Source organism: Streptomyces sp. NPDC056600 (genome assembly GCF_042792855.1).
Classification (GTDB): domain Bacteria; phylum Actinomycetota; class Actinomycetes; order Streptomycetales; family Streptomycetaceae; genus Streptomyces.
Window position 1 is genome coordinate 26,023 of the sequence record NZ_JBHTVQ010000046.1, and the last position, 13,802, is coordinate 39,824.

Below are 13,802 nucleotides of genomic sequence, written 5' to 3' on the forward strand. Positions count from 1 at the left end.
GCAGGATTCTGGCGTTCGGGTGCGCGACGCCACAGGACGGCGCGCGAGGGGATTGTCGCGCCTCCCGTGTGGGGAGAAGTGGTCCAGACCTTCTTGCGGCGCAATGAGTGAACGGAAGGGGACGACCGTGGCGGGACAACGGCACACGGCCTTACGGCTGGCGGCCTCACTGCTGCTCCTGACGGCGGCCGCCGGGGGAGCGGCCGGAGCCGGGCCCTCGGAACGGACGGCCGGTCCCGGCGAGGCCGACGCGCCGGCCGGGGGGTTCGGCGCGCTGATCCCGGCGCCGGTCTCGGCCGAGCCGGGCGGCGCCCCGTACCGGATCACCTCCGGCACGGCGATCCGGGTCGAGGACGGTCCCGAGGTGCGCGCGATCGGCGTCTACCTCGCGGAACTGCTGCGGACCTCCACCGGCTACCGCCTTCCGGTCACCGGCGCGGGCGGGGACGACGAGGGGGCGGGCGGTCCCGGGGACGGGGCGGGGGGTCTCGGGGACGGGGCCGGTGGTGAGCCGCGCGGTGCCGGGGGCATTCGGCTGCGGCTCGCGGACGGCCCCTGGGGGGAGGAGGGCTACCGGCTCACCAGCGGCCCCTCAGGGGTGACGGTGACGGCCGGGCGGCCCGCCGGGCTGTTCCACGGCGTGCAGACCCTCCGTCAGCTCCTGCCGCCCGAGGTGGAGGCCGGCCGGGTGCGGCCCGGACCCTGGCAGGTGCCCGGCGGCGTGGTCGAGGACCGCCCGCGCTACGCCTACCGCGGCGTGCACCTGGACGTGGCGCGGCACTTCTTCACCGTCGAGCAGGTCAAGCGGTTCATCGACCGGATCGCGCTGTACAAGGTCAACACGCTGCACCTGCACCTCACCGACGACCAGGGCTGGAGGCTGGCGATCGACTCCTGGCCCCAGCTCACCGCCGTCGGCGGGGCCACCGAGGTCGGCGGCACGCCCGGCGGCCACTACACGAAGGACCAGTACCGGGAGATCGTCGCCCACGCGGCCTCCCGCTACCTGGAGGTCGTCCCGGAGATCGACCTGCCGGGCCACACCAACGCCGCGCTGACCTCCTACGCGGAGCTCAACTGCGACGGCGTCGCGCCGCCCGCGTACACCGGGATCAAGGTGGGCTTCTCCTCGCTGTGCGTCGGCAAGGAGGTGACCTACGACTTCGTGGAGGACGTGATCCGCGAGGTGGCCGAGCTCACCCCGGGCCGCTACCTCCACATCGGCGGGGACGAGGCGCACTCCACCCCGCACGAGGACTACGTCGCCTTCATGGCGAGGGTGCAGCCCCTGGTCGCCGAGCACGGCAAGACGGTGATCGGCTGGCACCAGCTCACCGCGGCGGAGCCCGCGCCGGGGGCGCTGGCGCAGTACTGGGGCTACGACGCCACCGAGGAGGAGGAACGGGCCCGGGTGGCTCAGGCGGCCCGGGCCGGCACCGGGATCATCCTGTCGCCGGCCGACCGGGCGTACCTGGACATGAAGTACACCGACGGGACGCCGCTCGGACTCGACTGGGCCGGGCTGGTGGAGGTCCGCCGGTCCTACGACTGGGACCCGGCCACCTACCTCGCGTCCTCCGGCGTACCGGAGGACGCGGTGCGGGGCGTCGAGGCGCCGCTGTGGACGGAGACCTTGAGTACGCCGCAGGAGCTGGAGTTCATGGCCTTCCCCCGGCTGCCGGGGATCGCCGAACTGGGCTGGTCGCCGGCGGACGCCCACGACTGGGACGCCTACCGGGTGCGGCTGGCCGCGCAGGCGCCGCGGTGGGACGCGATGGGCCTGGACTACTACCGGTCCCCGGAGGTGCCGTGGCCGTCCGGAGACGCCGAGGGGTCCGAGGGGGTCAAGGGAGCCGAGGGGGTCGCGGCTGCGGGGTGAGCCGTCGGGCGGCGGACGCGCGGGAGCCCCCGGAGGACCGTCTCCGGGGGCTCCCACGGCTGCCCGAGGGGGAGGCAGCGGTCAGGCCACCTTCTTGGCGTTCTCGATGGCCTCGGCAAGGTTGTTCAGCAGCGGAGTGCACTTGGCGTAGGACAGGATCGGCTCCGGCGAACGGGCGATGACCTGGCCGGCCTTGACGGCGGGCAGCTTCTTCCAGGTCGCCTTGGTGATGTCGGCGGGCTGGATGGCCTGGGCCCGGTCGTCCATGATGATCACGTCGGCCTTGTACTTGTCGACGTTCTCCCAGCTCAGGCTCTCGAACCAGCCGCCGCTCTCCTTGATCGCCTTCGCGTCCGGCTCGACGATGTTCACACCGAGGGCCTTGTAGTACTCGAGGTCGATCGAGAGGTTGTGGGTGGAGACGTAGAAGAGGTCGGGGGAGGCGGAACCGGCCAGGACGCGGATCTCCGGGCGGGCCTTCGCGGCGGCCTTGAGGCGCGCGGCGGCCTCCTCGAACTTCTTCTTCGCCTCGACGACCTCGGCGGCCTTCATGTCCGCGCCCAGCGACTCGGCCAGCGCCGCCATGCGCTCCAGGGACTTGGTCATCTGCACGTCGAAGACGGAGACGCCCACGCTCGGGGCGAACTTGGCGATCTGCTTCTCGGACTCCTCCGGCACGTACCAGAGGGTGCCCGCGCCGTCGAACATGGTGGAGACCAGGAGGTCGGGCTTGAGGGCGGCGTACTTCTCGACGCTGAACTCGCCCCAGACGTTGCCGATGACCTTCACCTTGGACACGTCCATGTCGCCGGCCTGGACGTCCGGCTTGCCGTCCTTGGTGGTGGTCGGGCCGAAGACGCCCTTGACCTGGACGCCGTAGTCGTACAGCGCGGCGCCCACGCCCGTGAAGGCCACGATGTTCTGCGGCGCCTTGTCCAGCTTCACCGTGGTGCCGCGGTCGTCCGTGAAGGACCACGGGCCGGAGGCGGCCTCGCCCTTGTCCGCACTGCCCTTCGCCGGCTCGTCGTCACCGCACGCGGCGAGGACGGCGCCGAGGCCGAGGGCGCCGCCGGCTGCCAGGATGCCGCGGCGGGTGGGGAGGGAGGGACGGACGTGGCGCATGGGTCACTGCTTTCGAACAGGGCGGACGGCCGCCGGACGATTCGAGGCAAGGTTAGCCTTACCTACATTGGCTTTGTCCAGGGGGTGGCGGACCGCGGTTTTCCGGGAGCGTCCGCAGGTGGGGAGGCCCGGCGTCCGTCCCGGCAACCGGCTCGTCCCGACACTGCCGGGTCCAGGCACTGCGCGCCGCCCCGCGGGGATGCGATCATGCGCGGCACGGGGGTCGTCGGCCCGGGCCGGGACCGGGGTGCCGGAGTCGTGGGGGGGGCCGCCCCCGGCCCCCGCCCACCGCCGGGCGGGGGGGGGGGGGGTGGTGGGGGGCGGGGGGGGGGGGGGGGGGGGGGGGCGCGGGGGGGGGGGGGGGGGGGGGGGGGGGGGGGGGGGGGGGGGGGGGCGGGCGGGGCCCCCCCCCCCCCCCCCGGACGCCGAACGCTGCGGGCTGCGGGCTGCGGGCTGCGGGCTGCGGGACCGGGCCTGACGGGCTGTAGGTCTGCGCGCCGGCGGGCCTGCGGACGGGCGGGCCCGCCGGGCCTGCGGACGTGCGGGCGCGGTGATCTGACGGCCCGACGGATGGGACGCGAGAGCTCAGGGGGTGGGCGCGTGGTCACGTTGCCGAGGCAGGGCGAACGGTCGCCGGCGGAACCGCACATGCTGGTCTGCGGTGACGACGGGCTGGCCCCGCGGCTGGCCGCCGAGCTGCGGGACGTCTACCGGCAGCGGGTGGTCCTGGTGGTGCCGGGGGAGCGGACCGAGGACGCCGGGACGCTCGCCTCCACCGTCTCCCGCGCCGCCGCGCTCCTGGGCCGTTGGGGCCAGGGGCAGGCCCAGCCGGGGCCCGACGACTCCCAGCCGGGGCTGAGCACCCCGGTGCTGGAGCTGCACGCCCCCCGGCCGGGCGCGGACGTGCTCACCGAGGCGGGCGTGGAGCGCGCCGCCGCGATCGCGCTGCTCTACGAGGACGACGAGACCAATCTGCGCGCCGCCCTCGCCGCCCGCAGGCTCAACCCCTCGGTCCGGCTGGTGGTGCGGATGTACAACCGCAAGCTCGGCGAGTACATGGAGGAACTCCTCGACCAGGCGGCCCTGATGGCGCGGCCCGAGCTGGACCGGGCCACCCTGGAGGCCTCCACCACGGTCCTCTCGGACGCCGACACCGCCGCTCCCGCCCTCGCCGCCACCGCCGTGGCGGACACCCGCCGCGTGGTGCAGGCCGACGGACTGCTGCTGCGCGCCGCCGAGCGCACCCCGCCGCGGACGGGGGAGGCCGCCGACCCGGGCCTGTGCACGCTGGCCCTCCTTTCCTCCACCACCGCCGACCCCGCGGGCGCCGAGGGGTCCGACGCCAGCGGCCCGCAGGGGCCGCGCCTGCTGCCCGACGACGCCGAGGTACGGGCGGCCACCGGGCGCGGCACGGTGGTGCTGGACGCGGTGCGCCGCACCGGCCCCGCCCTGCCGCCGCACCGGCTGGCCCGGCGCGGGGCGCCGCTGTCCCGGCTGTTCTCCCGGCGGCTGCGCTGGGCCACGGCCGGCGTGGTCGCCTCCGTGCTGGCGCTGGCCGTCGCCACCACCGTGCTCACCGACATGGAGTTGCTGTCGGCGACCTACGTCTCGCTGCTCGACCTCCTCGGCATCGGCGACCCGGCCACGGGTCAGTCGGCGTCCCGTCAGATCCTGCAGCTGCTCTCCGGCCTGGTCGGCCTCGCCCTGCTGCCGCTGCTGGTGGCGGCCGGGCTGGAGGCGCTGGGCACCTTCCGCGGCGCGGGCGCGCTGCGGCGTCCGCCGCGCGGGCTCTCCGGGCACATCGTGCTGCTGGGTCTCGGCCGGGTCGGCACCCGGGTGCTGGCCCGGCTGCGGGAGCTGGACATGCCGGTGGTGTGCGTCGAGCAGTCCGCCGAGGCACGGGGCGTGCCGCTGGCCCGGGACCTGGGGGTGCCGGTGGTGCTGGGCGACGTCACCGAGGCGGGGGTACTGGGCGCGGCCAAGATCCACCGGGCCGCGGCGCTGCTGGCGCTGACCAGCTCCGACACCACCAACCTGGAGGCGACGCTGGCGGCCCGCTCGATCGCGCCCGAGCTGCGGGTGGCGCTGCGGCTGTACGACGACGAGTTCGCCACCGTCGTCTACCGGACGCTGCGGGCGGCGCATCCGCGGGCCGTCACCCGCAGCCGGAGCGTCAGCCATCTCTCCGCGCCCGCGTTCGCGGCGGCGATGATGGGACGTCAGGTGCTGGGGGCGATCTCCATCGAGCGCAAGGTGCTGCTGTTCGCGGCGCTGGTGGTCGGCGGGCACCCGCGGTTCGAGGGGCGCACGGTGGCCGAGGCGTTCCGCGCGGGGGCGTGGCGGGTGATCGCCCTGGACACCCGGCGGCCCGAGGCCCGCCGCCCCGACCTGGCCCGCGAGGCCCGCCCGGACGGCCCCCAGCTGCTGTGGGACCTCCACCCGGGGTACGTCCTCCAGCCGGACGACCGCATCGTCCTGGCCGTCACCCGGCGCGGCTACGCGGAGATCCTGAGCACCACCCGGGGCGCCACGGGCTGAGCGGGCCGCCGGCCGGTGTGCGAGCCGCCGCCCGGTCGGGGCGGGGCGGCCCGCATGCCTGTGCCCAGGCCGGTGCGCCCTGCACCCCGTGCGCGCGCCAGGGTGCGGGCGGCGGCGTGGGCGGGGCCGTGCCGGAGGGCCGCGGGGTTCCGCGGCCGAGGAAAGGGCGGGCGGCGGCGCGGGCGGGGCTGCGCCAGACGGCCGCAGGGATGCTGCGCCGGAAGGCCGTGGGGTTCCGCGGCCGAGGGCCGCGGAGCTGCCGCACCGGGGGCGGCGAGCGTGCCGTGCCGAGGGCCGCGCGGGTTCCACGCCGGGGGCCGCGGGGTCGCCGCGGCCCCCGGCTCGAGGACGGGACGTACGGTCAGGCGTCGGGGCGGGTCAGCCGGGAAGCCCCATCTCGCGGGCGATCAGCATCCGCTGGACCTCGCTGGTGCCCTCGCCGATCTCCAGGATCTTGGAGTCGCGCCACATGCGGGCCACCGGGTACTCGTTCATGAAGCCGTACCCGCCGTGGATCTGCGTGGCCTCCCGCGCGTTGTCCACCGCCACCGTCGAGGAGTACAGCTTGGCGATCGCCGCCTCCTTCTTGAACGGCTGCCCCGCGACCATCCGCGCCGCCGCGTCGTGCCAGGCGAGGCGGGCGGTGTGCGCCTTCATCTCCATGTCGGCGATCTTGAACTGGATGGCCTGGTTGGCGCCGATCGGGCGGCCGAACGCGTGGCGCTCCCCGGCGTACTTCACCGACTCGTCCACGCAGCCCTGCGCCAGACCGGTGGCCAGCGCGGCGATCGCGATCCGGCCCTCGTCGAGGATCCGCAGGAACTGGGCGTAGCCGCGGCCTTCCTGGCCCACCAGGTTGGCGGCCGGGACCCGGACGTCGGAGAAGGAGAGCTCCCGGGTGTCCGAGGCGTTCCAGCCGACCTTGGAGTAGGGGGCGGCCACCGTGAAACCGGGGGTGCCGGAGGGCACGATGATCGCGGAGATCTCCGGCCGGCCGTCCGCCTTGCGGCCGGTGACGGCGGTGACCGTGACCAGCCCCGTGATGTCGGTGCCGGAGTTGGTGATGAAGCACTTGGAGCCGTTGATCACCCACTCGTTCGTCGCCGCGTCGAGCCGCGCGGTGGTGCGGGTGGCGCCCGCGTCGGAGCCGCCCTCGGGCTCGGTCAGGCCGAACGCGCCGAGCATCTCCCCGGAGCACAGCCGCGGCAGCCACTCCCGCTTCTGCTCCTCGGTGCCGAACAGGTGGATGGGCATGGCGCCGAGGGAGACGCCGGCCTCCAGGGTGATGGCGACCGAGGAGTCGACCCGCGCCAGCTCCTCCAGGGCGACGCCGAGGGCGAAGTAGTCGCCGCCCATGCCGCCGTACTCCTCGGGGAAGGGCAGGCCGAACAGGCCCATGCGGCCCATCTCGCGGACGATCTCGTAGGGGAACTCGTGCCGCTCGTAGAAGTCGCCGATCTTCGGGGCGACCACGTCGTGGGCGAACTCCTCGACGGTGCGGCGCAGCTCCTCCAGCTCCGGGCTGAGGCGGCGGTCCATGGGGGTGGCGGTGGTGGCGGTCATCGCGTCACTGCTCCTGGTGGGAGAGGGCTCGGACGGTGCGGGACGGGCTGGGCCGGCCCAGTTGTTCGGCCATCCACACGCTCGTGGCGGTGAGACGGCCGAGGTCGACCCCGGTCTCGACGCCGAGGCCCTGGAGCATCCACACCAGGTCCTCGGTCGCGAGGTTGCCGGTGGCGGACTTCGCGTAGGGGCAGCCGCCGAGGCCTCCGGCGGAGGCGTCGACGGTGGTGACACCGTGCTGGAGCGCGGCCAGCGTGTTGGCCAGCGCCTGGCCGTAGGTGTCGTGGAAGTGGACGCCGGTCGCCTCGACGGGGACCTGGGCGTCCTTCAGCGCGGTGAGCACCGCGGAGACATGGCCCGCGGTGGCGACGCCGATGGTGTCGCCCAGGCTCAGCTCGTCGGCGCCCATGTCCATCAGCGCCCGGCAGACCCCCACGGCCCGCGCGACGGGGACGGGGCCCTCCCAGGGGTCGCCGAAGACCATCGAGACGTAGGCGCGGATCCGCAGCCCCTCGGCCCTGGCACGGGCGGCCACCGGCTCGAACATGGCGAGCGACTCGTCGACCGTGCGGTTCAGGTTGGCCTTGGCGAAGGACTCGGTGGCGCTGGCGAACAGCGCGACCGTGCGCGCGCCGAGCGCCAGGGCCCGGTCCAGGCCGCGCTCGTTGGGCACCAGCACCGGCAGCTCCACCGGCAGGTCGCGGACCATCGGGAACAGCTGCTCCGCGTCCGCCAGCTGCGGCACCCATTTCGGGTGCACGAAGCTGGTGGCCTCGACGGTGGACAGGCCCGCCCCGGCGAGGCGGCGGACGAACTCCGCCTTCACCTCGGTGGGGACCGTCGCCTTCTCGTTCTGCAGGCCGTCCCGGGCGCCCACCTCGTAGATCCGCACCCGGGCGGGAAGGCCTTCGGCGGGCACCCGCATGGGCAGGGCGCCCGGGCCGGTCGTCGCGTCGGCGGTCATGCCGCGCCCTCCGTCTCCTCGTCGGGGGTGATCACGGCGAGCACCTGGTCCATGGCGACCGCCGTGCCGGGGGTGACGTCGAGCTCGGCGACCGTGCCGGAGTGCGGGGCGGAGATGACGTGTTCCATCTTCATCGCCTCCACCACCAGCAGACTCTGCCCGGCCTCCACCCGGTCGCCGACGGCGGCCTTGACCACCGTCACCGTGCCGGGCATGGGGGCGGTCAGCGAGTCGGCGCCCGCGCGGGCCGCGCCGGTCAGCGAGGCCGCCACCGGGTCGTGGTCACGGACCTGCCAGGCGTCGCCCTCCCGGCCGAGCCAGTCCCCGGCCCGGTGGAAGGTGTGGCGGACGCCGTCCAGGGTGACCGAGACGCCGCCCTCGCCGACCTCGTGGTGGGCGGCGTCGGCCCGCACGGTGTGGGTGACCGGGTCGAGCCCGGGGACCTGGAGCGGGAAGCCGAGCGGCCGGTGCGCCTCGGGGCCGCCGATGCGCCAGCCGCTGGGCACGGCGAACGGGTCCGTCCAGCCGCCCTCGGCGGGCGCGGGCGCCAGCCCGTCGAGCCGGACGGCGGCCGCCGCCTCGTAGACCTCGGCCGGTACCCCGTCGGGGACCAGCGCGTCCGCCTCGCGCTCCACCAGCCCGGTGTCCATCTCGCCGGACACCACGTCGGGGTGGGCCAGCAGACGGCGCAGGAACCCGGCGTTGGTGGGCACGCCCAGCACGACCGTGTCCGCGAGGGCGGCGCGCAGGCGGCGCAGGGCGGTGGCCCGGTCCGGGCCGTACGCGATCACCTTGGCCAGCATCGGGTCGTAGAGACTGCCCACCTCGGAGCCCTCGGCCAGCCCGGAGTCGGTGCGCACCCCGGGGCCGGACGGCTCGCGCAGCAGGAGGACCCGGCCGCCGGAGGGCAGGAAGCCGCGGGAAGGGTCCTCCGCGCAGATCCGCGCCTCCACCGCGTGGCCGGTGAGGGTGACGTCCTCCTGGGTGAACGGCAGCGGCTCACCGGCCGCCACCCGCAGCTGCCACTCCACCAGGTCCAGGCCGGTGACGAGCTCCGTCACCGGGTGCTCGACCTGGAGACGGGTGTTCATCTCCATGAAGTAGTACGAGGAGGGGTCGTTGCCCGGGACGATGAACTCCACCGTCCCCGCGCCGACGTAGCCGCAGGAGCGGGCCGCCTGCACGGCGGCCTCGCCCATCGACGCCCGGGTCTCCTCGTCGAGCAGGACGCTCGGCGCCTCCTCGACGATCTTCTGGTGCCGTCGCTGGAGCGAGCACTCGCGCTCGCCCAGGTGCAGGACGTTGCCGTGGGCGTCGGCCAGCACCTGGATCTCGATGTGCCGGGGGCGGTCGATCCAGCGCTCCACCAGCAGCGTGTCGTCGCCGAAGGAGGCGCGCGCCTCACGGCGCGCCGCGGCGATCTCCTCGGCCAGCGCGGACTCCACGCGGACCAGGCGCATGCCCTTTCCGCCGCCGCCCGCGCTGGGCTTGAGGAGCACCGGCATGCCGATCTCCCGGGCCGCCGCCGCCAGCTCGTCGTCGGTCAGACCGCTGCCGCTGGAGCCCGGCACCACCGGGACCCCGGCCGCGCGGACCGTCTCCTTGGCGCGGATCTTGTCGCCCATCAGGTCGATCGCCGAGGCGGGCGGGCCGAGGAAGACCAGTCCGGCGTCGGCGCAGGCCTGCGCGAAGCCGGCGTTCTCCGCGAGGAAGCCGTATCCCGGGTGGACGGCCTGCGCGCCGGTGCGCGCGGCGGCCTCCAGGATGCGGTCGACGCGCAGGTAGCTCTCGCCGGCCGGCGCCGGCCCGATCCGCACCGCCGTGTCGGCGGCGCGGACGTGCGGCGCCCGGGCGTCGGCGTCGGAGAAGACCGCGACCGAGCGGATGCCCAGCTCGCGCAGCGTCCGGATCACCCGCACCGCGATCTCGCCGCGGTTGGCGACCAGCACCGTGTCGAACATGCCCCGCCCCGCCTGCCCTGCCTCGGGCTGTGTCGTACCGAGCTGCGTTGTCCTGATGCGTGCCACGTGTCCCACCCCTTACATCCGGAAGATGCCGAACTTCGGCTCGCCCAGGGGGGCGTTGCCGCAGGCGGTCAGGGCCAGGCCCAGGACCTGCCGGGTGTCCAGCGGGTCGATCACGCCGTCGTCCCACAGGCGCGCCGTCGCGTAGTAGGCGCTGCCCTGCTCCTCGTACTGGGCGCGGACCGGGGCCTTGAAGGACTCCTCCTCCTCGGCCGGCCACTCCTCGCCGCGCGCCTCCAGCTGGTCCCGCTTGACCGTTGCCAGCACCGAGGCGGCCTGCTCGCCGCCCATCACGGAGATCTTGGCGTTGGGCCACATCCACATGAAGCGCGGCGAATAGGCGCGCCCGCACATGGAGTAGTTGCCTGCGCCGTAGGACCCGCCGACCACCACGGTCAGCTTGGGGACCCGGGTGCAGGCCACCGCCGTGACCATCTTGGCGCCGTGCTTGGCGATGCCGCCCGCCTCGTAGTCCCGGCCCACCATGAACCCTGAGATGTTCTGCAGGAACACCAGCGGGATGCCGCGCTGGTCGCACAGCTCGACGAAGTGCGCGCCCTTCTGGGCGGACTCGGCGAAGAGGATGCCGTTGTTGGCGACGATGCCGACCGGGTGGCCGTGGATCCGGGCGAAGCCGGTGACCAGCGTCTGCCCGAACTCCGACTTGAACTCGGCGAACTTCGAGCCGTCGACGATCCGGGCGATGATCTCGCGGGCGTCGTAGGGGGTCCGGGAGTCGACCGGCACCGCGCCGTACAGACCCGAGGGGTCCACCTTGGGCTCGACGGGGGCGACGGCCTTCCACGGCAGCTCCCGGCGTGCGGGCAGCGTGGAGACGATGGTGCGCACGATGCGCAGCGCGTGCGCGTCGTCCTCGGCGAGGTGGTCGGTGACGCCGGAGGTGCGGGAGTGCACCTCTCCGCCGCCGAGCTCCTCGGCCGTGACCACCTCGCCGGTGGCCGCCTTCACCAGCGGCGGACCGCCCAGGAAGATCGTGCCCTGGTCGCGGACGATGACCGCCTCGTCGCTCATCGCCGGGACGTACGCACCGCCCGCCGTGCAGGAGCCCATCACGGAGGCGATCTGCGGGATGCCGGCCGCGGACATCCGCGCCTGGTTGTAGAAGATGCGGCCGAAGTGCTCCCGGTCGGGGAAGACCTCGTCCTGCATCGGCAGGAAGGCGCCGCCGGAGTCGACCAGATAGACGCACGGGAGGCGGTTCTCCAGCGCGACCTCCTGGGCGCGCAGGTGCTTCTTCACCGTCATCGGGTAGTAGGTGCCGCCCTTGACCGTGGCGTCGTTGGCCACGACCACGCACTCGCGGCCGCTCACCCGGCCGATGCCGGCGATCACTCCCGCGGCGGGCGCCTGCCCGCCGTACAGCCCGTCCGCGGCCAGCGGAGCCAGCTCCAGGAAGGGCGAGCCGGGGTCGAGCAGCGTGTCGACCCTCTCGCGGGGAAGCAGCTTGCCGCGCGCGGTGTGCCGCGCGCGGGCCTTCTCGCCCCCGCCCAGGCGGGCCGCGGCCAGCTTGGCGCCGAGCTCCTCCACCAGGGCGCGGTGGGCCGCCTCGTTGGCCCTCCAGGCGTCCGAGGCGGGATCCGCCGCGCTCTTCAGCTCCGGTGCGTCGTCCATCTACGAGCTCCCTCAGGTTAGCGCTCGTTAACCGATTTCCTTCAGGTTAACGAGCGCTAACCGCCCTGTCTACAATTGATGGCATGGCCACCAGGACGGATGCCTCGACCCGCCGTGAGCAGATCCTCAAGGAGGCCGCGCGGCTCTTCGCCGAACGCGGCTTCCACGGCGTCGGCGTCGACGAGATAGGCGCTGCCGTGGGCATCAGCGGCCCCGGCCTGTACCGGCACTTCCCCGGCAAGGACGCGATGCTCGCGGAGCTGCTGGTGGGCATCAGCGGTCAGCTCCTCACGGGGGGCAGGCGGCGAGTGGCCGAGGCCGGGACGGAGCCCGGGGCCGGCGGCCCCGGTGCGGTCCTCGACTCGCTGATCGAGGGGCACATCGACTTCGCGCTCGACGACCGCCCGCTGATCACCCTGCACGACCGTGAGCTGGACCGCCTGCGGGACAGCGACCGCAAGATGGTGCGCCAGCTGCAGCGCCAGTACGTCGAGCTGTGGGTCGAGGTCGTCCGGGACGTCCACCCCCAGCTCGCCGAGCCGCCCGCGCGGGCGGCGGTGCACGCGGTGTTCGGCCTCCTCAACTCCACGCCCCACCTGAGCCGGCCCAAGCTGCCCAACCGAGCGGCCACCGCCACGCTGCTGCACGCCATGGCGCGCGGCGCCTTCGCCTCCGCCGCCGACGCCGCCGCCCGGGCCTGAACCCCGCGCTGGGCCGTCGCGCCCGCATCCGTCCACTCCACCTCCCGTCCCGCGGCGGGGGGTGACGTGCGTTACGGACCCGTTCGGCCGTGCATCTCTGGACGAGTGTCCTACTCGCCGGTACGGTAAGACTGAGCAAGCGCTTAGCCAGATCGTGCTGCTCACAAGCGACAACCAGCCAGGACGAAGGCGGAGGTGGCGGCGGTGCGCCGTACGGTGTTCAACGAGGATCACGAGGCGTTCCGGGAGACCCTGCGCGCCTTCATCGAGGCCGAGGTCGTCCCGGTCTACGACGAGTGGTTCCAGGCGGGCATCGTGCCCCGCGAGTTCTACTACAAGCTGGCCGAGCTGGGCCTCTTCGGCATCAACGTCGACGAGGAGTTCGGCGGCGCCGGCCTGGACACCCACAAGTTCGAGGCCATCCAGTACGAGGAGACCGCCCGCGCGGGCGTGAACTTCGGCGGCTCCGGCGTGCACGTGCTGCTCGCCCTGCCGTACATCAAGATGCTGGCCACGGCGGACCAGAAGAAGCGCTGGCTGCCGAAGTTCGTCTCCGCCGAGGAGATGTGGGCCATCGCGATGACCGAGCCGGGCACCGGCTCCGACCTCGCCGGCATGAAGACCACCGCCAAGCTCTCCGAGGACGGCACCCACTACGTCCTCAACGGCTCCAAGACCTTCATCACCGGCGGCGTGCACGCCGACCGCGTGATCGTCTGCGCCCGCACCGCCCCGGCGACCCCCGAGGACCGCCGTCACGGCATCTCCCTCTTCGCCGTCGACACGAAGTCCGAGGGCTACTCGATCGGCCGCAAGCTGGACAAGCTCGGCCTGCGCACCTCCGACACCGCCGAGCTCGCGTTCGTCGACGTCAAGGTCCCGGCCGAGGACCTGATGGGCGAGGAGAACAAGGGCTTCTACTACCTCGGCAAGAACCTGGCCTCCGAGCGCTGGGGCATCGCCTTCGGCGCCTACGCCCAGGCCGCGGCCGCGGTGGAGTTCGCCAAGCGCTACACCCAGGACCGCACGGTCTTCGGGCAGCCGGTCGCCGCCTTCCAGAACACCAAGTTCGAGCTGGCCGCCTGCAAGGCCGAGGTGGACGCGGCCGAGGCCGTCGCCGACCGCGCCCTGGAGGCCCTGGACGCCGGTGAGCTGACCGCCGCCGAGGCCGCCTCCGCCAAGCTGTTCTGCACCGAGGTCGCGCACCGCGTGATCGACCGCTGCCTGCAGCTGCACGGCGGCTACGGCTACATGAACGAGTACCCGATCGCCCGCCTGTACGCGGACAACCGGGTGAACCGCATCTACGGCGGCACCAGCGAGATCATGAAGACGATCATCGCCAAGGACATGGGCCTGTAGAGGAACCCGTACCTTTC

General features: G+C 73.9%; 9 protein-coding genes. 4 read left to right on the forward strand and 5 right to left on the reverse strand.

The genetic code is table 11. The features are described 5' to 3' along the window. The first annotated feature begins 103 nt into the window (after window positions 1-103). Window positions 104-1,879 (forward strand): beta-N-acetylhexosaminidase, encoded by a 1,776-nt coding sequence (locus tag ACFRAV_RS22100; RefSeq protein ID WP_382557979.1) that lies wholly within the window; start codon window positions 104-106, stop codon window positions 1,877-1,879. 81 nt (window positions 1,880-1,960) lie between these two features. On the opposite strand, the gene ACFRAV_RS22105 is transcribed toward ACFRAV_RS22100, so the two are convergent. Further along, the gene (locus tag ACFRAV_RS22105) at window positions 1,961-3,001 is read right to left on the reverse strand and encodes an ABC transporter substrate-binding protein (RefSeq protein WP_382557980.1); all 1,041 of its coding nucleotides are present in this window, start codon (window positions 2,999-3,001) and stop codon (window positions 1,961-1,963) included. Between the two features lie 648 nt (window positions 3,002-3,649). Here ACFRAV_RS22105 and ACFRAV_RS22110 point away from each other — a divergent pair. Further along, on the forward strand, window positions 3,650-5,539 hold the full coding sequence (locus ACFRAV_RS22110; protein WP_382557981.1) for an NAD-binding protein: 1,890 nt from the start codon (window positions 3,650-3,652) through the stop codon (window positions 5,537-5,539). A gap of 378 nt (window positions 5,540-5,917) precedes the next feature. Here ACFRAV_RS22110 and ACFRAV_RS22115 read toward each other — a convergent pair whose 3' ends face one another. The 4 genes from ACFRAV_RS22115 to ACFRAV_RS22130 form a co-directional block, all read right to left on the reverse strand. Continuing rightward, window positions 5,918-7,078, reverse strand: coding sequence for an acyl-CoA dehydrogenase family protein (locus tag ACFRAV_RS22115; RefSeq protein ID WP_382558010.1), 1,161 nt, complete (start codon window positions 7,076-7,078; stop codon window positions 5,918-5,920). Between the two features lie 28 nt (window positions 7,079-7,106). Continuing rightward, window positions 7,107-8,066 carry a hydroxymethylglutaryl-CoA lyase gene (locus ACFRAV_RS22120; protein ID WP_382557982.1) on the reverse strand — a complete coding sequence of 320 codons (960 nt, stop codon included), beginning with the start codon at window positions 8,064-8,066 and terminating at the stop codon, window positions 7,107-7,109. Further along, window positions 8,063-10,027: an acetyl/propionyl/methylcrotonyl-CoA carboxylase subunit alpha gene (locus ACFRAV_RS22125; protein WP_382557983.1), complete on the reverse strand. Its 1,965-nt coding sequence runs from the start codon at window positions 10,025-10,027 to the stop codon at window positions 8,063-8,065. Before ACFRAV_RS22125 ends, ACFRAV_RS22120 begins: the two co-directional genes overlap by 4 nt. A 78-nt stretch (window positions 10,028-10,105) precedes the next feature. Then, window positions 10,106-11,722: a carboxyl transferase domain-containing protein gene (locus ACFRAV_RS22130; protein ID WP_382557984.1), complete on the reverse strand. Its 1,617-nt coding sequence runs from the start codon at window positions 11,720-11,722 to the stop codon at window positions 10,106-10,108. 83 nt (window positions 11,723-11,805) lie between these two features. On the opposite strand from ACFRAV_RS22130, the gene ACFRAV_RS22135 reads away from it, so the two are divergent. Then, complete coding sequence (locus ACFRAV_RS22135; protein WP_382557985.1) at window positions 11,806-12,423, forward strand: TetR/AcrR family transcriptional regulator; 618 nt, start codon at window positions 11,806-11,808, stop codon at window positions 12,421-12,423. Window positions 12,424-12,627: 204 nt separating this feature from the next. After that, window positions 12,628-13,785 carry an acyl-CoA dehydrogenase family protein gene (locus tag ACFRAV_RS22140; protein WP_382557986.1) on the forward strand — a complete coding sequence of 386 codons (1,158 nt, stop codon included), beginning with the start codon at window positions 12,628-12,630 and terminating at the stop codon, window positions 13,783-13,785. Window positions 13,786-13,802 lie beyond the last annotated feature (17 nt).